The following is a 24,173-nucleotide window of genomic DNA, read 5'->3' as shown; positions in this document are numbered from 1 at the left end:
TGATTCCCTTCATCTTGAAAGCAAGCGTACCAAACGCTTACCAGCGACTCTCTTTTGTCTTTCATTAATTCAGCGCACTCGCTATTGATCTTGTCGATCACAGCCACCTACTCCTGATCTTCCAGATCGGCAGCAGCCAACCTTGCCGCCTGTAGCACAAGCGTTGAATACATACGCGACTCAGTAGCCAATTCATCGTCCCATTTAGACCAGATTCGTGAGATGTAGGTATCTCTACCCTCGCCCGTGAAGGCGAAGCTGTCATTAAAGGTATCGGCCATTTTCTTGAGTGACTTTTCTTCATCATCGACCCACTTACCACGGCTAAAGCCCGCTTCAACACCAGCTAATGCCGTTTTCGGGAAGTATGGCAATGGTGCAGTCATACCTTGATAAAACAGTCGTACTAACTCAGCCAATAAACTCTTCGCCTGCTGCGCATCACCGATAGGTTGTAGCGTTTGGTGAACCACACCTTCTTTTCTGTCATAACCAATAATATGAGTCGTTTTGCCGTGCCCCATCACTGCGCAACACAAGTGATCGATCCACGCGGCCAAGTAATCTTGCGAACGAATTTTGCCACTACGAAAACGTACTAGCCCCGATTGATAGTTTTGAGTAAGCCAACCCATCAAACGAACGGGTTTACCCTCGCCTAGCACGTCAAATTCAATATTTACCTCAAGATCTTGCTGTGGCTGCCCACTTACAAATCGAATCTCTTTGGCTAAGTCTTCCGCTTGAACGCGATTGGTTTCAAATTCGATATCACCAAAAGCGCCAACCGGTAATCGGCCCTGTGCTTTTTGCTCAGAGACAAACAATCGAACCGCTTCATCAGCCCCTTCTGGATGGTCTAGCAACACTTGCAGCAGAGCATCCTTAAGCTGGAAGCTTTCTAAGCCATTAAGCACGAACGGCTCATCGTCATCCATTACCGGAAGCGGTGGCTCAAACACTACTTTTAGGCGACGATTAAAGAAGTATTGTACCGGCAAGCGCCAGAAACGCTGCAGTTCAACCAGATCGAGTTCTAACGGATAAGTCGCACCAAGCAAATAGTCATCCAACGCACGATTGAATTCGCCACTGCATTCACCGGAACGGTTAGCCGCAGGAAGCCATTCTTTGGCGTAACTCAATACATGACCTGCATCACCTTGCGTAAAGGCTGCAGGGCTGAACGGCGTCATTGTGTGTTCAAAGCTGATCGCTTGAGTCAGTTTGATGCCTGAATCATCACTTGGTAATGATTGGTCTTCACTTAGGCAGTAGTTTTGCTGGCAGTACTCAATCAACTCTGAAACCAATACCGACGGCACTCGCTCAGTATTATCTTGAATCGAGCGGCCGACATAGCTGATGTACAAGCACTCTTGCGCCGACAACATCGCCTCTAAGAATAGGTAGCGGTCATCATCTCGACGAGAACGATCTCCCGGACGAGTGCGTCCGTTCATCAAATCAAAACCTTCCGGCGGCATTGAGCGTGGGTAAACACCGTCATTCATGCCTAATAGACAAACGGTTTTGAACGGGATAGAACGCATCGGCATCAGAGTACAGAAATTCACTTGCCCCGCTAAGAAACGCTGACTGATACGCGCGCCCGACAGTTTATTGTTTAAGTACTGATAAATGATGCTTGGCGATAGCTCTTGTTCGTACAAGGCATCATCAAGCTGTTCATTCAGTTGAGAAAGTGCATCACGAATCGACTTAAGCACCACCTCGCCTTCTAGCTCAACGGCAAAGAAATCGTCAATCATTTGCAGCAAGGTTTCACGCCACATATCGATGGATTGCGTCTCAGTAAGGCGTTGACGGTAATGGGCAATACGGTCAATAAAGTGCGCTAACTTACCTGCAAGTTCAGCGTTAATGCCCTGAACTTCGTTATAAGCTGCAATTGGAGAGTGTTCGGTTTCAAACAGACCCGCAGAATCCGACATCGCATAACCCAATAACATTCGCTGGATACCAAATAGCCAGGTATTTTGCTCGGTGGCAGGCAAATCAAACTCAGTTGCGGTAGACGAATCGACACCCCAACGGATGCCTGCTTCTTCAACCCACTGCTTAGCTTGCTCGAATTGAAATTCATCAATGCCAAAGCGTGCCATCATCGCTGGGATTTCTAGTAGCTCTAACAACTCAGACGCTAAACAACGCGTATTCGGTAGCGCGACCAACTGCATGAACGCGGTCAGAATCGGGCTCTCTTGGTCTGCCGTTCGATCCGAGATCGAGTAAGGGATATAACGCTCACCCGGAGCATTACCAAATACCGCCTGAATCGCAGGGCTGTAAGCATTGATGTCTGCCACCATCACGATAATGTCGCGTGGCTTTAATGTCGGGTCAGCGTCAAACATTGCTAACAGCTGATCATGAAGAACTTCAACCTCACGCATTGGGCTGTGACAAGCATGTACCGTCAATGAGCGATCACCCAGCTCAACCACTTGTTTGTGGTTGCTGGAGTCTAAGATGTGATCATCTTGGTGTTCTTCTAACTGGAGAATGTCGGCTTGCAGTTGATGCAGCAGGTTATCTCTCTCTACATCAATAAAGAACTCATGCTCTTCGCTGTCTGATTGAGATAGCAAGAACAGGTTATCTCTACCTAACTTACCCATAGATGCGAGTAAGCTATTGCCTACCGCTTGGCTAGTATGCAGTTCGTCTTCAACGTTGGCTTCAATACCGTCTTTCAATGGTGAGACTTCGCCTTCTAGCTGAGGCAAGCCATCAATCAGAGCAAACTGCTTACGACGTTGCGCTTCCACTCTAGCCAAGTATTTACGGTCACGAATATCGCCCCAGTAATGTTGGCAAGGGTTGGTAAACATCAGGTGAACATCAATCTGCTCACCCAGCGCTTTCAAGGCATCCATGTAACGAGGAGGCAGCGACGATATACCAAACACAAACAGACGTTTCGGCAAGCGTTGTAGCTGACCTTGTTGGTTGGCTAGCGCTTCAATGAAGTCGTGGTACAGGTTACCACGGTGATATTTCGATTGGCCTTGAGACAGGGTTTGCTCGTAGAGTGCCTTCCACAAAATTGGCTGCCAAGGGTGTTCTTGCTGCCCTTCACCATCAATCAATTCTGTAACGGGCTCGCCCGCTTCCCACATCGCCATCCACTCAGGACGATATACCAAGTATCCATCGAAGATATCGGCAATCTTCTCAGCCAATTGATACAGCTTCGAATCATCTTCGTCGTTTTCAAGATAGCGTTGTAAGGGTAAGAAATCAGGGTGGTCAAGCTTAGCGGGTAGCAAACTCATCAGCTTCCACGTCATCGCTTCCTTGTTAAAAGCACTGCGTTTAGGTACATCAGGAAGCACTTGGGTAAACATATCCCAAATGAAGGTTGCTGGAAGAGGAAAGTCTATATTTGCTGCTACACCAAACTCTTTGGCGAGTTCCATCTTAAGCCATTGAGACATACCTGGGCTCTGAACCAAGATCTGCTCTTTTTCGAAAGGGTTGGCTAAAGGATCACTTTTGATTAAATGAACGAGAAGGATTTTTAAAGTATCGACTTTATTGGAATGGTAAACAGTAAACAAAGTGCACTCACGCTAATCTTGCCACAATATAAAGCCAGATTAGCATAAGTGCCGAGTTTGGATTAGGAATATAAGCTTATGAAATACTGAAAACTTAAGCTCCGTTTATCTTTTGAACTATTGCCCTTTACAATCTGCCCGCTACCGCACTTAAAACACGGTGAGGTTTGTAGTTCATGTAGTAACGAACCGCCACATAACCTACCACCAACGTCGCAACAATCAGCTCTAAATAAGCTAGGTTAAACACTTGGTTAATGTAATGCGCTTCAATACCTTGTGCTTGCATCCACGCAGCCAATTTAAATAACGCTGTTGCACCAATCACGATTGGGAAGGTAAACGCTGCATAACCAGGGCTAAATGGAAGACGAAGTAGTTTGAAAAACGCCATATAGATAATGAACGTCATCAACACTGCAATACCAAATAGTAAATCAATGATCACAGGTGAAGGGTTAGCAGTAACGGTTAAGTAACCCGCCAAAGATAGGCTTGCCGGTGCTGCCATAATCGCAATCGTTGGTTTTGCAGCATCTGGCACTTCGTGAGAGAAGATCAAACGGTAAACCATGATTGGTAGCATTACTGCGTAAACCAATAAGCCGAATACCAAAGTCGCGTTAGCTACTGGCTCTAAAACTGGATTACCTGAGAAAGAGACGTCAGCGACGATAATACCGATCGGTGGCACAAACCAGCTTGGCACCATGTGGTGAATCTCAAAGTTTTTAGCTCTGTGGTACAAAAAGCTCATTAGAAACACAACATGCAAAGCCACAGAAGCCAACCACATAGCTTCTTGTAAGAATTGAGAGATTGGCGCCAAAGACGCTGACACCACCATGCACCCCATTGCAAATGTTGGTACCACACTGCCGACAACAGGGTGAGCAAGATCTTCACGCAATAGGTGACCATGAATCAAAAATTTCACAGCTAAAACAAGAAGTAATACCGCCGCAATGCCAGCACTGATCCACTGCACCAAACCCGGTGTGTGTAAGATACCTTGTGCGACTAGAACACCATCCCAACACCAGCCTAAGCTTGCAATTGCGAGTGCTAACCCTGCCATGGGTGTTGGAGCTCCTGTTAATCTATATTTAATACGTTGAATCATGTCAGCCTCTCTTAAACCTAATTCACTAAACTTGTGAACTCATCAGCTTGTTGAAGCCATAATACGCTTGCGCTTCGTTAAACAATATCCAATTATATATAACAAGTGTTCATCAATACTGAACAGAATCCATTTTCACCAGCAGAGTAAAACTAGGAATCTGATGGCTAATATTTCAATAAAACAGCTCAAAGTGTTCGTCACTATTACTCAGCACTCGACATTGACTGCTGCCTCTGAGGCTCTGTTTCTGTCTAAAGCTGCGGTCAGCATGGCACTAGGCGAAATGGAGAAACAACTCGGCCACTCTCTATTTGACCGGGTCAACAACCGATTAATTCTCAACCAAGAGGGACATAAGTTACTTCCATTGGCGGATGAAATATTACATCGTGCTGCTGGTATTGATGTTTTGTTCCGTGATGATCAGCCTTTAAGTGGCAATCTAAAGGTCGGCGCGAGTGACACGATTGGTAATCAGGTCGCACCGTTTATTTTGTCAGGCTTTCGCGAACGAACTCAACATCAGGATCAAAGCTTGTTCATTTCAAACAGTGCCCTGATCTGCCAAAAGTTGGTGGATTATGAACTTGATATCGCGCTAATTGAAGGAAAAACATTACACCCTGAACTCATTTCGAGTCAGTTTAGCAGCGATGAAATGTGTATTATTGTTAGTAATCAACATCCTCTCGTTGCCAAAGAAAAAGTGATTTTAAGCGATTTAGAAGACAGCCATTGGATTTTACGTGAATCAGGCTCAGGGACTCGCGAGTTTTTCCTTCGTGCCGTCGCACCGCGCATCGAACATTGGTATGAATCTTTTGAACTCAACACCACAGAAGCAATCATCAACTCTGTTTCTGCCGGTCTTGGCTTTGCCTGTTTGTCTCGTTTAGCTGCTCAGCGAGCGATCGATTCAGGCCGAGTAAAAGCGCTTAATGTGCCACTTGATATGAAACGCCGATTCTGGATGCTGGTCCATAAAGACAAATACCAGAGCCCACTACTGAAATCTTTCATGAGTTATTGTGAAGACTGGGCTACACATCAAGATTGAGGCCGCATTGTTAGGGCTCCAACTGGACTTTTAACATCAGAAACTGTATAAAAAGCCAGTAAAATTTATCAAACTTAGAGGATTAACCATGGCTGTTATCGTCAAGTACGTGGTGGAACGCAACGGAGAAGAGAAAATGACTTTTACCTCTAAAGCCGAAGCCGACGCATACGACAAAATGCTGGATATGGCTGATGAGCTTTTTGAACTGTTAGGCAAAAGCGATTTAGTTGAAGATGAAGGCAAGCAAGAAGAACTTGCAATGTACCTAGCGAAGAACAAAGAAGAAGTTCTTTACGCATTAGGTGCTAAGCGTAAGCCAGCTCCGAAAAAAGCTAAGAAGCTTGAAGCTGTTGAAGACGCAGAAGAAGATGCAGCTTAACTAGCTGATACCTTTCTAAAAAACGTCAATGACGCCTCTAATCAGAGTTCGTTATTGGCGTTTTTTTATACTTATCGAAATATAATGAAGCTTGTTTATAGTCGAAATCGCTCTAAACATTCGCTTGCATGAAAGTGTGAGGAAGATCTAATCTATAGCCATCAGGTGATGGGGTTCCACCTAAGCTTTTGCTTCAACCGCCCGTTCTTTCCGAACAGTGCTAATGACTCCTACAGAATCGAAAACAGGTAATACTGTTGGACGTATCGCTATTCCTCCATTTTGAAATGGACTTAGTCTATTAAGACCAAGTTCCATGACACCTTTGGATTATCGATACTCAAGATCTGTAGTGAATTAGCCGCACCTCTTCCAACACGTCCTGTTTTCTCAACGCCCTAGGCCTTAAATGGCTCTATAAGTGAGAAAACATTATGCACTACTCTTCAGAAATTCAATCAATGTGCCCTATTCAAAGGGGTGATCTTCACAATTCAGCTCCAATTCCAGTTGAAGGCGCAATGGTTAGCCCAAAAGATGTCATCGCTATTTCTGGCTTAAGCCACGGTGTTGGCACTTGTGCACCACAACAAGGTGCTGCAAAACTGACTCTTAACGTAAAAAACGGCATCATCGAAGAAGCATTAATCGAAACGATTGGTTGTTCAGGTATGACTCAATCTGCCGCGATGGCTGCGGAAATCCTCACCGGAAAAACCATTCTAGAAGCGCTGAATACTGACTTGGTATGTGACGCGATTAACGTCGCGATGCGCGAAATCTTCCTGCAGTTTGTTTACGGTCGAACTCAGTCGGCTTTCTCTGAAGGTGGCCTAGAGATCGGCGCAGCACTAGAAGACTTAGGTCAAACACAGCGCAGCCAAGTTGGCACCAGCTACTCAACCGCAGCAAAAGGCGTTCGTTACCTAGAGCTTGCAGAAGGTTACGTAACCAAGCTTGCACTTGATGATCACAGCGAAGTGATTGGCTACGAATATCTCAACCTCGGCAAAATGATGAAGGCGATTAACCAAGGCGTGCCAGCGAATGAAGCGGCCGACCTTGCGACAGGGACTTATGGTCGCTTCGACGAAGCCGTGACCACCATTAACCCACGTCAACAATAACTTTTGCCAATAAAAGAGGAAAGATATGATGAACACTCAATTTAATGAATCAGTAACTCGCGTATTGGCAGAAATGAACTTCGACTCTTTAGAGCAAGCAAACCAATACTGTTTATCACACAATGTCGATCCAAAAGCATTAGTGATGGACACTCAACCTATCGCATTTGAAAGCGCAGCTGACGCTTACACTCTTGGTGCAGCATTGGCGCTGTTCCGTAAAGCGAACAACGCAGAACAAGCAGCGAATATCATTGGTGAAGGCCTTCAAGGATTCACAAAACCCGGCAGTGTTGCGGAGCAACGCCAAGTCGGTATCGGCCATGGCGCACTGGCTGCTCGCCTTCTCAATGAAGAGAGCCACTGCTTTGCTTTCCTTGCAGGCCATGAGTCTTTTGCTGCTGCAGAAGGTGCGATCAAGATTGCACTGAACGTGAACAAATCACGCAAAACACCATTGAAAGTTATCTTGAACGGTCTAGGTAAAGATGCCGCTTACCTAATCTCTCGCATCAATGGCTTTACTTATGTTCGCACTCAATTTGATTACCAAACGGGTGAGCTAGTTGAAACAGAACGTCGCCGCTTCTCACAAGGCCCTCGTGGCGAGATCTTGTGTTACGGCGCTGATGATGTACGTGAAGGTGTAGCGATCATGCACAGAGAAGAAGTGGATGTGAGTATCACGGGTAACTCAACCAACCCAACACGCTTCCAACACCCTGTTGCTGGTATCTACAAAGCAGAACGCACTCGCCAAGGTTTGCCATACTTCTCAGTTGCTTCAGGTGGCGGTACAGGTCGAACATTGCACCCAGATAACGTAGCAGCAGGCCCAGCGTCTTACGGCATGACCGATACCATGGGCAGAATGCACGCTGATGCTCAGTTCGCAGGTAGCTCTTCAGTTCCTGCTCACGTGGCGATGATGGGCTTCATCGGCATGGGCAACAACCCAATGGTCGGATCGACGGTTGCATTGGCTGTGGCAGTGAGTGAATCTCAACACGCATAACGACAAAGTGAGTCCCACAATCTGCCTGTTATGTAGAGTCTGTTAGTTGAGAATCAAGCAATAACGGACGACTAAAACTCTACACCTATCACTAAAACCAAACAGCCAGCCTTATGCTGGCTGTTTTTTATTCACACTTGCTCTACTATCTATTTCTAATAATTATTTGTATCTAAGATTAAATACATTCTGCTGTCGTATTTAACTACATATTTTCAAAGGAATAATATGAAAGAGCTCATCATTCATACCATTACCGTGTTCATGGGCTTTTTTGCCATCATGAACCCTATCGCCAACACACCGATCTTTCTTTGATTAACAGGTGATAATGATAGGGAAACGGTCAAGTCTATCGCTTTCCGCTCAGTGTTCATCGCCTTCATCATCGTCAGCACCTTTGCTGTCTCGGGCAAACTCATCTTCGACCTCTTTGGTATCACGCTTTACGCGCTTCGTATCACCGGCGGGATCCTCGTGTTCTTGATTGGCTTTCATATGCTGCAATGTGACTCAACACACTCTAAAGCAAAAGAGAAGGTCAACTCAGACGCTCAACAAGATGCGGCGCTCAGTATCGCCGTCTCGCCACTGGCAATGCCAATATTAGCCGGACCGGGCACCATTGCCACCGCGATGAACTTTGCCAACACCGAAGGCATCTACGAAACCATCATCACCATCGTCGCCTTTGGCCTACTATGCGCCTTAACCTACGTATTGTTTGTATTTGGCGAGCGCTTCGTTAAAGCCGTTGGACCAAGTGCATTGAATGTAATTACCCGAATGATGGGTTTGATACTCGCCGTTATTGGTATGCAGATGCTGATTGAAGGTATTGAACAAGCTCATAAGGCGCTGTTTGTTTAAGCTCAGAACAACAAATTTCTGATACAAAAATAGCCAGCGATTCGCTGGCTATTTTCTTTGGCGCTTTTGTTTACGAATTATAAATTAGTTCGCAGGGCAGCCTTTTACTTCTAAACCTTTACTCATGTAGATTAGATCACCATCCGCTGGTGCGTAATTCGCTGCAGTGACATCAGGGTTCTTAACAAAGAATTCGCGCAGTACCGAGGCATCCGTTAACTGTGTCGATTCAACGTCAATTACTGGGTAGTCATCACCACCAGCCGCACTGAAACTGATCACGGAGAACGTGTAAGTGTCTGCTAAATCAAAACCTTTGCCATTGATATCTCGAATGGTCACATCACTCAAATCGCAGTCAACCGTTAAGCTGATATTGTCGAGTTGGGCATAAGCGCCGGATCCTGCAGTCTTCGTCGCAACAACGTCCAAATACGCTTTTACTTCAGCACCTGTCATCGTTGCTTTAGTCACGAAGTTCCCGAAAGGTTGAACCGTCAGTACATCACGATAAGCAATGTCTCCTGCCGCAATTGAGTCACGGACACCACCAGAGTTCATTACACCAAAGTCAGCATTCACCAATTCATAAGTGCGGTATGCTTCTCCTAACAAGTGACCAAGATTAGTTTGTTCTGAACGAACAACATCACGATCACCTTCCAGTTTTGCATCTGTCTTTGAGATGATGACATCGAGGAGATCTTGCCCTTGTTGTTGGTATGGGTAGAGAGTAGCTTTTACAGCTGCATCAGGCTTTATTTCAGATTGAATAAACTGATAATCACCGTTTTCATCCTTCTCTTTTAGGTTCACAGGAACCAGATCGTACTTCGCTAAATGCAGTTTGCCGTCATAAAACTCAAAGTCAGCTCTGCCTACATACTTACCCCACTCGTGAGCTTGCATGATGTAGGTACCATTTTGCTGATCAGGTTTGCAGTCATCCCCTGGGTTGAAGTCGGCGTATTCATTGCCTTCCATACAAACAGGGTTTTGAGAGTGTCCACCAATAATTGCATCTAGCTGACCTTCTTCTAGAGAGCGAGCAAGCAATACATCGCCAGGCGCTTCACTACCATGCTGACCATCTGCGTAATGCCCCATATGCGTGGTAGCAAAAATCAGGTCAACCGTTTCATTGGCCTCTATTTCTTTTATGGCTTTTTTGATTTCAACTTGTGGGTCGGCAAAGTGAATTGTCGCGACGTTGTCAGGATTAACTAATTTAGCCGTATCTTTGGTTGTCAGGCCAATAACAGCAATCTTTAAACCATTAATGGTGAATACTTTATATGGAGAGAAAAGGCGTTCATCAGTAACTGTGTCTCCATCTTTGATATAAATATTCGCCGCAAGCATCGGGAAGTCAGCTAGCTCAGATTGCATCTCAAGCACATCCAAGGTGTTGTCGAATTCATGGTTACCTAATGCCATCGCATCGTAACCAAGAAGGTTCATGCCAACAAAATCTGGTATCGCATCCTGCATATCAGACTCTGGAACACCAGTATTAATGTCACCACCGGACAGTAGGATCGTCTCACCACCGTTTTGAGTCACTTCCGCACGAATACTATCAATCAACGTCTTACGAGCCGCCATTCCATACTCACCCTTACTATTTTCCCAGAAGCGACCATGGTTATCGTTGGTATGTAAAACAGTAAACTTGGTACAAGAAGCGGCAGTGTCACATGTCACTGCGATATCGTCACTGTCCGAGCCACAACCAACCATCGCTACGCCGATAGATAACACCAGTAAAGACTTAGTAAAATTCATAGAAGATCCTTTATTAATCGTTTTAATGTCGTTATGGCAGGCAATATACTGACATCTTGCAGGGTTTTAGTGATCGTTCTCTTAATTACATGTCTGGAAAGTTGAGTATTTACCCTAACTGTAGGCACAAGCGATTAATCAACAGAAGTCGAATAATTCTGATAATAAACATGAATTTATAAAGAAAGTGTGACTCACTCTATTGATACGGCTAACAAGAGGATGGACTAAAGATAAGTGTCAGGCATGGAAATGAAATGGCACCGCGCTACTTAAGTAAGAACGCCCATATTTAAGAGCGAGGTATAATATCCGGATAATGAAAACTATCTCTCAAAAGACAAGCAATATCATTTTACAGACTTTATCCCGATACGCCCTTTCATAACGAGGGCGCTCTCTTTATGATGAACGCAATTAAATTAACTTTGCTAACGGCAGCGCTTGTTATTCGAGCCGTTGTTTTGGAATAGCAAAATCAAGACTCAACACATGGAGATTCAACATGGCTTATTTTTCACTAGCCTTCGGTACGGCAACCAAAAATCGCGACAATAAAATCATTGAAGCGTTCTTCCCTAACCCGCTTCTAAACCCAAGCGACGCTCTTGTAGCAGCTGTAGCTGAAGTGTCAGGTTACGCTGAAGGCAACCAAGCTATCGAAATCTCTGCTGCACAAAGCGCAGAACTGGCGAAGGCATTCGCAGCAAACGATGATGCAGCTAACGCATCTTTAGCAGAAAAAGCGGCAGCGTCTGAACAGCCACTTGTTCTTGTTGTTCTTGCTACTGACGAGAAGCCAGCATCAGTTGCTGAAGGCTTCCTAAAGCTACAACTTATCTCTAACCGCCTAGTACAACCACACGGTACGGTACTGGACGGCATCTTCGGTCTACTGCACAACATCGCATGGACAAACGAAGGCCCTATCGACCTACCTGAGCTGGCTGAACGTCAAATCGAAGCTCGCCTTGCAGGTCGTGCTCTGTCTGTAGATTGCGTAGACAAGTTCCCTAAAATGGTGGACTACGTAGTACCAACAGGTATCCGTATTGCTGACACTTCTCGTGTTCGTCTTGGCGCACACGTAGGCGAAGGCACAACAGTAATGCACGAAGGTTTCATCAACTTCAATGCTGGTACAACTGGCGTGAGCATGGTTGAAGGTCGTATCTCTGCGGGTGTTGTTGTAGGTAACGGTTCAGACATCGGCGGCGGCGCTTCTATCATGGGTACTCTGTCTGGTGGCGGTACGATGGTTATCTCTATCGGCGAAAACTGCCTACTAGGCGCAAACGCGGGTCTTGGCTTCCCTATGGGTGACCGTTGTACAGTTGAGTCTGGTCTTTACGTGACTGCGGGTACTAAGGTTCGCATGCTAGATAAAGAAGGCAATGAAGTAGAAATCATTAAAGCTCGCGATCTTGCTGGCGTGTCTGATCTTCTGTTCCGTCGCAACTCAATCACAGGCCAAATCGAGTGCCTAGCGAACAAGTCTGCGGTTGAGCTAAACAGCGAGCTGCACAGCAACAACTAATCTAAGCGCTAGATGCTAGATGCTAGATGCTAGATGCTAGATGCTAGATGCTAGAAAATAATAAGCCGCTGGGGTTCAATCCAGCGGCTTTTTTGTATGTTCTGGGAATCATTATTGCCCCATTACCAGTCAGAGTTAACAGAATGTTAACATGTATTTGCCCTACTAAAAGTAATCCCTTGTCTGTTGGATATTTGCAAGGCAAACTGCTGGGCAAAAGTTCGAAAACACTCTGAATGTCTAAAAATCGCCATATTTTTCGAAACTAGGGATTTTATATCATTGGCTTTTCGGTTTCGGTTTCGGTGGCTGAAAGTTTGGGATAATTTGAAAACCATTTGGACATAGCTATGCCTGTACTCTTACCAGAGTACTAGCGGCAGAAGTTTCATAATTTCTGTTGCGCTGCGCTTACAAACCGATAAGAACATAAATCGATATCTACTTAGCCATCTTTACATACCTTTACATCACATGACGTTATCTTACTTACATTAGTATATTCTTAAGTAGTGAAACAAAGAGAAGGAAAACGTCATGAAAATCAAAAGCACGATACTCGCGTTACTCGGTATCGTTATTGCCTTCGGAGCAATGGCTGGTGGCATGAATAACAATATGTCACGCCCAGTATTTTCACAGTTTGATCTCGATGGTGATGGCAAGATAACCGAAGCCGAGTTCAATCAAGCACGCTCAGAACGTATTGCCCAGCGAGCAGAAGAGGGACGTACGTTGAAAAATATCAATCAAAGCCACAGTTTTGCTTCGTTAGATAGCAACGCGGATCGCGCTATCTCTCAACAAGAGTTTAATGCTCATCAAGGCATGGTGAACCCCAAAAATACCATGGGCAAAGGCAAAAACAATCAGTAGCTCAATTCAATCAGGCCTCCATTTGTGAGGCCTGACTTATTTTGAGATCAAGGAAGCAAATCCGCTTATGTTGGTGTGCTACCTTTTGCTTAAGGAAAAGCTAATATATAGTAAGGGAATCGCTATGACTAGGTATAGCTGGTTACAAAGGGCTCTGTTTGTTCCTCCTGTTTTGTTGGGCATCGCGTTATTGGTGATCGCACCAGGGATGAAGGCTGAACCGCCTAATGCGAGTAATACGGCTGCTAAAAAGGTGGTTCGGGTGTTGAAAGTCGAGCCGCGAAATATCCAACCTTCTGCCATCGGATATGGACATACCGAGTCTGTTCAAGACTGGCAGGCACAGTCTGAACTTGACGGCGCGGTTGTGTGGGTTTCTGAGCAATACAAAACGGGCGCTATTATCCGCAAAGACAGCGAACTCCTTAGAATTGACCCCACCGCTTATCAACTTACTATTGCCCGTTTGCAAGCTGAGCTTGAAGTGCTAATGCTAACGAATCAGACCATTATCGATTCGCTCAAGATTGCAGAGAAAGAGTTTGAGGTACAACAGTCAGAATATGCCCGCTCAATCAAATTGAGTGAAACCGGGCATATCTCCAAAACAGAGAAAGACCGCGCGACCAAAGACTTGCTCAGCAGCCAGCAACAGCTCCAGACACAGAAAAACCAACTGGCAATTAATCAAGCGCAGCAAAAGGTTTTGCAAACGGAACTAGCACTTGCAAACCGAGATCTCGAACAAACCGTAATTAAAGCCCCATTTGATATTCGCATTGTCGAAACCTTGGTTGGACTCGCCGAGTATGTCAACAAGGGGGAATTGCTGCTCAAAGCGGATGACATCGATGCCGTTGAGGTTCGCGCGCAGTTTCCGCTTGGTAAAATGCGTCCGCTAAGAAATTCCAATCGCTTTGACTCGCTTGACGAAGATGTTCATAGCAACTTGAGCGCGACAGTCGAGCTCCAAGCAGGCGATAAAGTAATTACTTGGCCTGCCGAGATCAGCCGCTCCGGCGGTGAAATCGATGCTCAGACTCAAAGCCAAAGCCTGGTTGCACAAGTAAATCAGCCCTATCAGCAAGCCATTCCCGGGGAGAAGCCACCACTTATTCGTGGGACTTTCGTTAAAGTCACGATTAAAGCACCAATGATGGAGCAACAAGTCTTGCTACCGATAAACGCCATCCATGATGGTAAAGTTTACACTGTCTCTGAAGGTAAACTGAAAAGCAAACCTGTCAGGATAGATTTCGTCCAAGGGCAGGTTGCGGTGATCAAATCTGGCGTGGAATTCGGTGATGTGGTTGTGCTAAGTAAACTTTCACCCGCCGTTGAGGGGATGGCTTTACAACCGCAACCGGATGAGAAAATCGGCCTTTGGTTGGATACGCAGAGCGGATTTAAAGCCCTAAACGCGATTCAGAAAGAGGGCAAATTATGATCGCTTTTTTTGCTCGGCACACCACTGGCGCCAATGTCCTGATGATGGCGGTACTGCTGTTAGGGGCTTTTGCCTTGCCCAAACTGCAGAAAGACACTTTTCCGTTGACGCCGACCAAAAATATTGAGGTTCGGATCGTTTATCCGGGCGCGTCACCTTTTGAGATGATGGAAGAAGTGTGTTACCCGTTGGAAGATTCTCTCGATAAGCTGAGTGGAATTAAAGAGTTAAGCTGTGATGCCCGAGAGAGTTTGGTCATCGCCAATGTGGAAATCGGCGATGATGAAGACATTGACACTTTAACCAGCGATATTCAACAGCAGGTTAACGCCATCAGTGATTTTCCGGATCGAGTTGAGCAGATCACGGTGTCGAAACTGGACCGAGTGGCAACGGTGGCCAGTGTCGCGATTACCGGCAATATGTCAGATAGGGACTTATATCTCTATGCCCAACAAATTAAGCACAAGTTAAAAGAGAGCCCATTGATCGCTCAGGTGACCGTGAGCGGTTTTGCGGATCAAGAAATAGAAATTCGCGTATCGCAGTGGAAGTTGCAGCAGTACGGCCTGAGTGTGTCCGACTTGTCCAATCTAGTACAACAGCAAAGTATCAGCACTCCTGCTGGCGTATTTAGTAATGACTTGGAAGAGATCAGCGTCCGCTTCGACCACTTAGGCAGCAACGTCAGAGACTTCGAAAATATCGTGATTAAATCCAGTGAGACGGGGACTCAGGTTCGCCTCGGTGATGTTGCCGTTATTCAGCAGAAGTTCACTAGCGATGAAAATCAAATCCTGTTCAATGGTCAGCGTGCCGCTTTGCTTCAGGTGTCCAAAACGCAATTTCAAGATACCTTAACGGTCAAAGATGCGATCGTCAGCATGGTTGAAAAAGAACAGGCGAGAGCCCCTGAAGGCGTCGCTTTAACCATCACCCAAGATTCCAGCACCAATATTATTGAGCGTCTGAGAATCCTCACCAGCAATGGCGCACAGGGATTAGCACTGGCATTTTTGATGTTGTGGGCGTTTTTTAATATTCGCTTTAGCTTTTGGGTCACCATGGGGCTGCCGGTTTCATTCCTTGGCGCCATTTTTGCGATACAACTTCTCGGTTATACCCTGAATATGATGACGCTGGTCGGGCTGATTGTCGCGATTGGTCTGCTAATGGACGACTCGTTGATCATTGCAGAAAACATCGCTGCCAAGAGGCAACAAGGGCTACCCGCGTTTGACGCTGCAGTTGAAGGTACCAAACAAGTCTTCCCAGGTGTGATTGCATCGTTTGCTACCACCATCATGGTGATAGGGCCGCTGATGTTTCTCACAGGCAAGATGGGCGAAGTACTACGCTATATTCCCATCGTGTTATTGATTACCTTGCTTGTTAGTCTGATAGAAGCTTTCTTGATCTTGCCGTCTCATTTGGCACATAGCCATACTGAATCTCGCTCTAATCCTATACGGGACAAGTTCATTGCCGGTTTTGAAAACATCAGAGACAGATTCTTTGTGCCAGTGAGTGTCAAGGCGATGAATGCACCTTATCTTTCAGTAGGGATATTGGTGATGGTGGTGATGATTTCAACCGCTTCCATTTCGTCAGGTTGGCTGAAATTCAAAGCCATGCCTGCCTTGGAAAGTGATGTGCTGCAGGCGCGTATCTTGCTCCCTCAAGGCAGTTTACTGAGCCAGACAGAGGCGGTGGTGGAGAAGGTTTCAAACGCGCTTGATGAACTCAACCAAGAATACGCAGAGAAATACCCAAGCTCAAAACCTTTGGTCGCGAGCACCACGATCATGTTCAACTCAAATGCTGATGCTAATGAGTCGGGGCCGCATATGGCAACCGTCAGTGCCGATCTATTGCCAGCACAATTTAGGCAGCAGAGCATTAAAGATCTGATCCAAGATTGGAAACAAAAAGTAGGCCCTACGGCGGATGTGGTTTCACTCAAGTTTACCGATAAAGAACGGGGCATTGCTGGCAATGGCATTGATATTCGGGTTCAGGGTGAGTCGTTACAAGAGCTCAATCAAGTCAGCCGCTCGCTGGTGAAATGGTTGAAGGGATTTGACGGTGTCTATAACCTCTCCACCGATCTGCGTGAGGGCAGAACCGAATTTCACGTTAACCTTAAAGATGAAGCTGGCGTGATGGGAGTTAATGCTTCCAACATTGCTCAAACGCTGCGCAGCGCGGTAAAAGGCAGTACTGATCTGACGGTTTTCCAACAAGGCGAGCTGGTGGATATTAGTGTGAGACTGGATGAGTTTACGCACCAAGCTAGCCTGTATGAGTTGAATAACTTGATGGTGACGGCAGGCAATGGAACCCTAGTTCCATTATCAAGTGTTGCGACGTTTGACAGAAAACAAGCCTTCTCGCGAATTCACCGCATTAATGGGATGAACACTGTGGTTGTGCAAGGCAATATCGATACGCGGGTTGCCAATGCGCGTGAAATCATGCTGCAGTTCAATAGCGAATTTGTCTCGCAAACTCAACACAAATTCCCAGACATCACCTTCACCTCGCAAGGTCAGGATAAAGAAAGCTCAGATACGGGCTCCTCGCTGGCGACCTTCTTTGCTCTTGGCGTGGTGGGGATTTATCTTATTTTAGTGTTCCTGTTACAAAGCTACACTCAACCGATTGCTGTGCTGCTGGCAATCCCTATGGGCTGGATTGGTGTGGTATGGGGGCACTTGGGCATGGGGTTCGATTTGACTATTCCAAGCTTGGTTGGCTTTGCTACCTTAGCGGGTATCGTCGTTAACGATAACATTCTGTTGGTCAATTTTATTAAGAAGAATATCGCCCAAGGCGAGCGCTTGATAGACGCTTGTCGAGAGGCGGTACGTGACCGATTTAGAGCGATATTTATCACCTCGTTAACCACATTTGCAGGATTGCTTCCACTGTTAACCGAAACCAGTACGCAAGCGCAATTTCTGATCCCGTTAATTGCCAGTATTGCGTTTGGCTTAGTCTCGGCTACGTTACTAGCGTCAATTGTTGTGCCTTGCGTGCTGCTTATTTTGGACGATTTAAAGCTGACCAAATGGGCAGAAGGTGCTCAATCTTCCCTTTGAGGCCCTTGGGAGTGCATGCTGAACCATGTCATTTAGCCCGGCATGAAAATGGTAGTTTGCGTAGAATTTATTTGGCGATTAAACCCTATCACTGACTGCTGTTTTTTTGCGTACAAAAAACAATAGGGTCAGGTCTTGTCTTTTGCTCTTTGGTGGCAGTTTTTCTATCAGGTTTAGTTATTTGTCATACCTGAAGTTATTAGTCATTTGCTAATGTTTGATTTTCCAAAACTCATTTCTGTCCAAAAGTTTGTTATACACACATCCACTATACGGTGATCCCTACACCACACTCACCACCAAAAAAAGCGCAGACCTTTCGATATGCGCTTGTGGTTATTGTCCCGATAACACTGTTTAAATCGTTTTCAATTAACCCACGTTCTTACGTGCGTTTTGGAACATACGCATCCAAGCGCCATTCTCGCCCCAACCTTCCGGAGACCAAGAGTTTGCAACCGTACGGAATACACGCTCTGGGTGAGGCATCATAATTGTCACGCGGCCGTCAGTCGTTGTTAAACCTGTGATAGCGTTTGGCGAACCATTCGGGTTATTCGGGTATTGCTGCGTTTGGTTACCGTTGTTATCAACGTAACGTAGAGCAACCGTACCTGAGTTTTCAATCGCGTTTAGGTGGTCGTTATCACGTACTTCTACGCGGCCTTCACCGTGAGAAACAGCGATTGGCATACGAGAACCTTCCATGCCGTTGAAGAATACAGAATCTGACTTCTGAACTTCTACTAGGCTGAAACGTGCTTCAAAGCGCTCAGATTCGTTGCGAACGAAACGTGGCCAGTACTCTGCACCAGGGATAAGTTCACGTAGGTTAGACAACATCTGACAACCGTTACACACACCTAGAGAGAAGGTATCTTCACGCTTGAAGAAGTTTTCAAATTGCTCACGAGTCGAGTCATTAAACAAAACCGACTTAGCCCAACCTTCACCAGCGCCTAGTACGTCACCGTAAGAGAAGCCACCACAAGCCACAAGGCCGTTGTACTCTTCTAGAACTGCTTGACCCGTAAGGATGTCGCTCATGTGAATATCAGTTGCTTCGAAGCCTGCACGGTCGAATGCTGCTGCCATTTCAACGTGAGAGTTAACACCCTGCTCACGTAGAATCGCCATCTTAGGCTTAGCGCCAGTGTTGATGAACGGTGCAGCAATGTCTTCGTTTACGTCAAAGCTCAGTTTCACGTTCAGACCTGGGTCCGAGTTGTCTTTCTTCGCTTCATGTTCTTGGTCAGCACATACTGGGTTATCACGCAGACCTTGCATCTTGTGCGTTGTCTCAGCCCAGATAGTACGTAGTTCAGTACGGTTACGTTCAATCACTACAGACTCGCCAGACTTAATCACTAGTTCATCTGATGCTTCCCCTTCACCAACAACGCAGCCAATCACATGAGAACATGCTTCTAGACCGTTAGCTGCAAGAGTAGAAAGTACTGCGTCTAGGTCGTCGTTACGGACTTGGATTACTGCACCTAGCTCTTCGTTGAACAGTGCTGCTAGCGTGTCTTCACCTAACGCTTCAATGTTTGCATTAACACCACAGTGACCTGCGAATGCCATTTCTGCTAGCGTTACGAATAGACCACCATCGCCTTTATCGTGGTAAGCGACAACTTGGTCGTTCGCTACAAGTGCTTGAACGCCTTCGTAGAAACCTTTTAGTTGCGCTGCGTTGTCTACGTCTGCTGGCTTGTCACCAAGCTGCTTGTAAACCTGTGCAAGTGCTGTTGCACCCATACGGTTTTTGCCGTTACCTAGGTCGATAAGAACTAGGCTTGTATTACCTTTGTCAGTGCGAAGCTGAGGAGTAATCGTCTTACGAACATCTTCAACACGTGCAAACGCAGTGATAACAAGAGATAGCGGAGACGTTACTTCTTTCTGCTCGCCATTCTCTTCCCACTTAGTCTTCATCGACATTGAGTCTTTACCCACTGGGATAGTTAGACCCAGAGCTGGACATAGTTCTTCACCAACCGCTTTAACCGCTTCGTAAAGACCTGCATCTTCACCTGGGTGACCTGCTGGAGACATCCAGTTAGCCGACAGTTTAATGTGTTTGATATCGCCGATGTTGGTCGCTGCGATGTTAGTAATTGCTTCACCAACCGCTAGACGAGCCGATGCGCCGAAGTCTAGAAGTGCCACTGGCGTACGCTCACCAAGAGACATAGCCTCACCGTGGTAAGAGTCGTAGCTTGCCGCTGTTACTGCGCAGTTAGCAACAGGAACCTGCCATGGACCAACCATTTGGTCACGAGCTACAAGGCCTGTTACCGAGCGGTCACCGATGGTGATAAGGAATGTTTTCTCAGCGACTGTTGGCAAGCGAAGAACACGGTCAACCGCTTCGTTCATCTCGATGCCAGAACGGTCAATCGCAGGGTTGTTAGCTTTTAGCGTTTTCGCGTCACGGTGCATCTTAGGTGTTTTACCTAATAGGATGTCCATTGGCATGTCGATTGGCGTGTTGTCGAAGTGTGAATCTTCTAATTTCAGATCACGTTCTTCAGTTGCTTTACCAACCACTGCGTACGGTGCACGTTCACGCTTACAAATCGCGTCGAACGTTGCCATGTCTTTATCAGCAACCGCCATTACATAACGCTCTTGAGATTCGTTACACCAGATCTCAAGTGGGCTCATGCCCGGCTCATCGTTTGGCACGTCACGTAGATTAAAGATACCGCCACGCTCGCCATCGTCGACTAGCTCAGGAAGAGCATTCGAGATACCGCCCGCGCCCACATCGTGGATAAATGCGATTGGGTTCGCATCACCAAGCTGCCAACAACGGTCGATAACTTCCTGACAACGACGCTCCATCTCTGGGTTTTCACGTTGTACAGAAGCGAAATCAAGATCTTCAGAAGAAGAACCAGAATCCATTGAAGATGCCGCACCGCCGCCAAGGCCGATGTTCATCGCAGGACCACCTAGAACGATTAGGCTTGCACCTACCGGGATCTCTTTCTTCTGAACGTGCTCATCACGGATGTTGCCAAGACCACCAGCTAGCATGATTGGTTTGTGGTAACCACGCACTTCTTCACCTGCGTGAGAGTTTACTTTCTCTTCGTAAGTACGGAAGTAGCCAAGTAGGTTTGGACGACCAAATTCGTTGTTGAATGCCGCGCCACCAAGAGGACCTTCAAGCATGATATCCAGAGCAGTAACGATACGGCTTGGCTTACCAAAGTCAGTTTCCCAAGGTTGAACGAAGTTCGGGATCTTAAGGTTAGATACAGAGAAAGCAACAAGACCCGCTTTTGGCTTACCACCAATACCGGTTGCGCCTTCATCACGGATTTCACCGCCTGAACCTGTCGATGCGCCTGGCCACGGTGAGATTGCCGTTGGGTGGTTGTGCGTTTCAACTTTCATCAAGATGTGTGTTTTTTCTTGGTGGTAGCTGTACTGGCGAGTTTCTGGATCTGGGAAGAAACGACCAACTTCAGAACCTGTCATTACCGCTGCGTTATCTTTATAAGCAGACAGAACATGTTCTGGTGTCGTTTCAAAGGTGTTCTTAATCATCTTGAACAATGATTTTTCTTGCTTAACGCCATCGATAGTCCAATCAGCGTTAAAAATCTTATGACGACAGTGCTCTGAGTTCGCTTGTGCAAACATCATTAGCTCGATGTCCGTCGGGTTACGACCTAGCTTCTCAGTGAAGCTTTCAAGAAGGTAATCAATCTCATCTTCTGCAAGTGCAAGACCTAGGGTAACGTTTGCTTTTTCAAGCGCTTTACGTCCACCAGTTAGTAGGTCAACTTCCGCATAAGGAGCAGGCTCAGCAACGGTAAATAGTGCCGCCGCTGATTCGAAGTCAGTGAAAACCACTTCCATCATACGGTCGTGCAGGATTGCTTTCAGCTCAACAAGTTGAAGTTCAGAAAGTTCAGCAGAGGTTTCAATGTAGAAAGCAGTACCGCGCTCTAGACGTGACACTTTAGCCAGTCCGCAGTTGTGTGCGATATCTGTTGATTTTGAAGACCAAGGCGAGATAGTGCCTGGACGAGGTGTAGCAAGCAGCAGTAAACCTTCAGGTTCATGCTCTTCAATCGTTGGACCGTAAGTCAGTAGCTTTTCTAGCTTCTCAACTTCAGACTCATCTAGGTCTGCCGTTAGATCAGCAAAGTGGGCAAACTCAGCGTAAATACCTGTTACAGGTAAGCTTAATTCACGACAAAGCTCTAAAAGCTTGTTAACACGAAACTCAGATAGAGCTGGGGAGCCACGCAAAATTCTCATGTGCTTACGTCTCTTATGCAGTTGATTAAGGTAGTATTGGAATAAATTCAGTGGGTTAAAGGAAAAACCTAACTGTTTTCTTCGAAGCTATTCCCGAAGGTTTAAAAACCTATGCCGATCCCACCTCTTCAATGCGAGCGCATTATAAAGCATTTCTTTTTGTGACGTAACACCAAAAGCAACCGTTTGCGTGATTTTTTTTATCTTTCTGCGTAAATGGTACTTTTGCTGCATTTATCACCACTTTTACAACTGTTTAATTAAACCTGCTTTGCCAGCCTTGCGGGGTTTGGTATAAAGGAGCTTCCACTTTTCGAGATTTCATTTTGATGCCTAAATTTACGCTCATCTTTTCGTCTAAGTTCCTTCTGCTCGCCATCGCCCTATTTGGGTTGGCTGGATGCCAGATTGAATCTGAACCTAAAAGTGTCCTTGAGCAGATACGAGATCGTGGCGTTCTTCGTGTCGGCACCCTAAATAACCAACTCTCTTATTACATCGGTCCTGATGGTCCTGCTGGCTTGGATTACGAATTAGCTCGTGAATTTGCGCAGGAGCTTGGTGTAAAGCTTGAGGTTAAACCCGCTTACCGTTTGTCTGGCTTGTTCCCTGCACTGCAGAAAGGCGAAATCGATCTTATCGCGACCGGCTTAACGCAAAACAACAAACTGACACGAGCTTATCGCGCCGCACCTGCTTATTACTACGTAAGCCAACAGGTCGTATACAAAAAAGGCCAGTGGCGACCGAGAAACCTTGAACAACTGATCAATTTCGAGAATGAGCGTCAGGTTGACTTTGTTAAAGCACAAACTGAATCAGAAGAGGCGGCGTCTACTGACACATTAACGCCATCTTTGGTTGTGGTGAAAGACTCACACTTTGAGCCAACACTAAAGCAGCTGCAGAAAACACACGATGACTTTATCTATGATGCGGTCGGCAATGCTGATATCAACGACCTGCTCAAAGAAGTATCGACTGGCGAGCGCTTATTTACGGTTGCGGACTCAATTGAGCTGTCACTGGCACAACGTTTATACCCAGACGTAGCTTTGGCTTTTGAACTGACAGAAGACCAACCTATCTCTTGGTATTTGCAGAAGTCTGAAGATGAAAGCCTTTATGCTCTGTTGATTGAGTTCTTCGGTAACCTAAAACAGTCTGGTGAACTGGCTTCACTAGAAGAGAAATACATCGGCCACATCGGCACTTTTGACTACGTTGATACTCGTGCCTTTATCCGCGCACTGGACAGCAAGTTGCCAAAATGGTCGCCGCTATTTCAAAGGTACTCTCAAGAATTTGATTGGCGCTTGATTGCCGCTTTGGCCTACCAAGAATCACACTGGAACCCTGTTGCGCGCTCACCAACGGGTGTTCGTGGCATGATGATGTTGACACTGCCCACCGCGAAGAGTGTTGGGGTAACCAACCGTCTCGACCCGAACCAGTCGGTACAAGGCGGTGTTGAGTACCTGCGTCGTATCGTGAACCGAGTACCAGATTCAATCACTCAACACGAAAAGATCTGGTTTGCACTTGCTTCATACAATGTCGGTTACGGGCACATGATGGACGCGCGTCGCCTCACGAAGGCACAAGGTGGCGATCCCGATGCTTGGGGCGATGTGAAAGACAGACTGCCTCTGTTAAGACAGAAGAAGTACTACAGCCAAACTCGCTACGGCTATGCGCGTGGTGATGAAGCTAGAAATTACGTTGAGAACATTCGCCGTTATTACCAAAGCATCATCGGCCATGTAAATAAGCGTAATAAAGAACAAGAAGAGAGTCTTGAGGGTTTGATTGTCATCCCACCTTTAGAGACTTCTAGTGCTGAATCAAGCATTAGCGCTGCTGAATCGACAGTAAGCAGTTCAGAATCTTCGCAATAGAAACTAAAAGAGCAATGCCATTAAGCATTGCTCTTTTTTATTGTGCTTTTTATAACTGCGCATAAAAGAATAAGCTCGACAAAAGGC

At 46.2% G+C, this 24,173-nt stretch carries 13 protein-coding genes, 1 pseudogene and 1 riboswitch; of the genes and pseudogenes, 10 read left to right on the top strand and 4 right to left on the bottom strand.

Annotated features, from left to right (window positions below):
• Positions 1–107: 107 nt before the first annotated feature.
• Together recC and AB4249_RS15325 are read right to left on the bottom strand one after the other, a co-directional pair.
• Positions 108–3,584 carry an exodeoxyribonuclease V subunit gamma gene (gene recC / locus AB4249_RS15330; protein ID WP_372103804.1) on the bottom strand — a complete coding sequence of 1,159 codons (3,477 nt, stop codon included), beginning with the start codon at positions 3,582–3,584 and terminating at the stop codon, positions 108–110.
• Positions 3,585–3,711: 127 nt separating this feature from the next.
• Entirely contained in the window at positions 3,712–4,662 is a 951-nt protein-coding gene (locus tag AB4249_RS15325; protein ID WP_372103801.1) for a TDT family transporter, read from the bottom strand.
• Between the two features lie 208 nt (positions 4,663–4,870).
• Here AB4249_RS15325 and AB4249_RS15320 point away from each other — a divergent pair, with 208 nt between their 5' ends.
• The 5 genes and pseudogenes from AB4249_RS15320 (at position 4,871) to AB4249_RS15300 (ending at position 9,161) form a co-directional block, all read left to right on the top strand.
• Positions 4,871–5,767 carry a LysR family transcriptional regulator gene (locus tag AB4249_RS15320; RefSeq protein ID WP_372103798.1) on the top strand — a complete coding sequence of 299 codons (897 nt, stop codon included), beginning with the start codon at positions 4,871–4,873 and terminating at the stop codon, positions 5,765–5,767.
• Positions 5,768–5,855: 88 nt separating this feature from the next.
• On the top strand, positions 5,856–6,149 hold the full coding sequence (locus AB4249_RS15315) for a YebG family protein (protein ID WP_008223840.1): 294 nt from the start codon (positions 5,856–5,858) through the stop codon (positions 6,147–6,149).
• A 155-nt stretch (positions 6,150–6,304) separates the two neighbouring features.
• A riboswitch (Fluoride riboswitch) is annotated at positions 6,305–6,389 on the top strand.
• Positions 6,390–6,583: 194 nt separating this feature from the next.
• Positions 6,584–7,276 carry an iron-sulfur cluster assembly scaffold protein gene (locus AB4249_RS15310; protein ID WP_017071044.1) on the top strand — a complete coding sequence of 231 codons (693 nt, stop codon included), beginning with the start codon at positions 6,584–6,586 and terminating at the stop codon, positions 7,274–7,276.
• Between the two features lie 25 nt (positions 7,277–7,301).
• Positions 7,302–8,291, top strand: coding sequence for a GGGtGRT protein (locus tag AB4249_RS15305; RefSeq protein WP_372103795.1), 990 nt, complete (start codon positions 7,302–7,304; stop codon positions 8,289–8,291).
• Between the two features lie 228 nt (positions 8,292–8,519).
• Positions 8,520–9,161: pseudogene (locus AB4249_RS15300) on the top strand (MarC family protein).
• Between the two features lie 84 nt (positions 9,162–9,245).
• Here the strand turns inward: AB4249_RS15300 and ushA are convergent.
• Entirely contained in the window at positions 9,246–10,946 is a 1,701-nt protein-coding gene (ushA, locus tag AB4249_RS15295; RefSeq protein ID WP_017064205.1) for a bifunctional UDP-sugar hydrolase/5'-nucleotidase UshA, read from the bottom strand.
• 505 nt (positions 10,947–11,451) lie between these two features.
• Here ushA and dapD point away from each other — a divergent pair.
• From dapD to AB4249_RS15275, 4 genes are all read left to right on the top strand, one after another.
• The gene (dapD, locus tag AB4249_RS15290) at positions 11,452–12,483 is read left to right on the top strand and encodes a 2,3,4,5-tetrahydropyridine-2,6-dicarboxylate N-succinyltransferase (protein ID WP_372058755.1); all 1,032 of its coding nucleotides are present in this window, start codon (positions 11,452–11,454) and stop codon (positions 12,481–12,483) included.
• 537 nt (positions 12,484–13,020) lie between these two features.
• Positions 13,021–13,359 carry an EF-hand domain-containing protein gene (locus tag AB4249_RS15285; RefSeq protein WP_372103792.1) on the top strand — a complete coding sequence of 113 codons (339 nt, stop codon included), beginning with the start codon at positions 13,021–13,023 and terminating at the stop codon, positions 13,357–13,359.
• Between the two features lie 124 nt (positions 13,360–13,483).
• Positions 13,484–14,806: an efflux RND transporter periplasmic adaptor subunit gene (locus tag AB4249_RS15280; RefSeq protein ID WP_032545691.1), complete on the top strand. Its 1,323-nt coding sequence runs from the start codon at positions 13,484–13,486 to the stop codon at positions 14,804–14,806.
• A complete protein-coding gene (locus AB4249_RS15275; RefSeq protein WP_017059882.1) occupies positions 14,803–17,907 on the top strand; it encodes an efflux RND transporter permease subunit in 3,105 nt (1,034 codons plus the stop codon). The genes AB4249_RS15280 and AB4249_RS15275 overlap by 4 nt, the downstream gene beginning before the upstream one ends.
• 372 nt (positions 17,908–18,279) lie before the next feature.
• Here AB4249_RS15275 and purL read toward each other — a convergent pair whose 3' ends face one another.
• Entirely contained in the window at positions 18,280–22,188 is a 3,909-nt protein-coding gene (gene purL, locus AB4249_RS15270; protein WP_372103789.1) for a phosphoribosylformylglycinamidine synthase, read from the bottom strand.
• Positions 22,189–22,517: 329 nt separating this feature from the next.
• On the opposite strand from purL, the gene mltF reads away from it, so the two are divergent.
• The gene (mltF, locus tag AB4249_RS15265; protein ID WP_017067640.1) at positions 22,518–24,086 is read left to right on the top strand and encodes a membrane-bound lytic murein transglycosylase MltF; all 1,569 of its coding nucleotides are present in this window, start codon (positions 22,518–22,520) and stop codon (positions 24,084–24,086) included.
• Positions 24,087–24,173 lie beyond the last annotated feature (87 nt).

The sequence above is a fragment of the Vibrio sp. 10N.261.55.F4 genome (assembly GCF_041470465.1).
GTDB lineage: Bacteria > Pseudomonadota > Gammaproteobacteria > Enterobacterales > Vibrionaceae > Vibrio > Vibrio crassostreae_C.
This window is presented reverse-complemented; position numbering and strand designations above follow the sequence as displayed.

Excerpts from the sequence above, each read along its gene's own strand:
- AB4249_RS15325 (WP_372103801.1), bottom strand. The coding sequence starts at position 4,662 with ATGGCAGGGTTAGCACTCGCAATTGCAAGCTTAGGCTGGTGTTGGGAT.
- AB4249_RS15320 (WP_372103798.1), top strand. The coding sequence starts at position 4,871 with ATGGCTAATATTTCAATAAAACAGCTCAAAGTGTTCGTCACTATTACT.
- AB4249_RS15315 (WP_008223840.1), top strand. The coding sequence starts at position 5,856 with ATGGCTGTTATCGTCAAGTACGTGGTGGAACGCAACGGAGAAGAGAAA.
- AB4249_RS15310 (WP_017071044.1), top strand. The coding sequence starts at position 6,584 with ATGCACTACTCTTCAGAAATTCAATCAATGTGCCCTATTCAAAGGGGT.
- AB4249_RS15305 (WP_372103795.1), top strand. The coding sequence starts at position 7,302 with ATGATGAACACTCAATTTAATGAATCAGTAACTCGCGTATTGGCAGAA.
- ushA (WP_017064205.1), bottom strand. The coding sequence starts at position 10,946 with ATGAATTTTACTAAGTCTTTACTGGTGTTATCTATCGGCGTAGCGATG.
- dapD (WP_372058755.1), top strand. The coding sequence starts at position 11,452 with ATGGCTTATTTTTCACTAGCCTTCGGTACGGCAACCAAAAATCGCGAC.
- AB4249_RS15285 (WP_372103792.1), top strand. The coding sequence starts at position 13,021 with ATGAAAATCAAAAGCACGATACTCGCGTTACTCGGTATCGTTATTGCC.
- AB4249_RS15280 (WP_032545691.1), top strand. The coding sequence starts at position 13,484 with ATGACTAGGTATAGCTGGTTACAAAGGGCTCTGTTTGTTCCTCCTGTT.
- AB4249_RS15275 (WP_017059882.1), top strand. The coding sequence starts at position 14,803 with ATGATCGCTTTTTTTGCTCGGCACACCACTGGCGCCAATGTCCTGATG.
- purL (WP_372103789.1), bottom strand. The coding sequence starts at position 22,188 with ATGAGAATTTTGCGTGGCTCCCCAGCTCTATCTGAGTTTCGTGTTAAC.
- mltF (WP_017067640.1), top strand. The coding sequence starts at position 22,518 with ATGCCTAAATTTACGCTCATCTTTTCGTCTAAGTTCCTTCTGCTCGCC.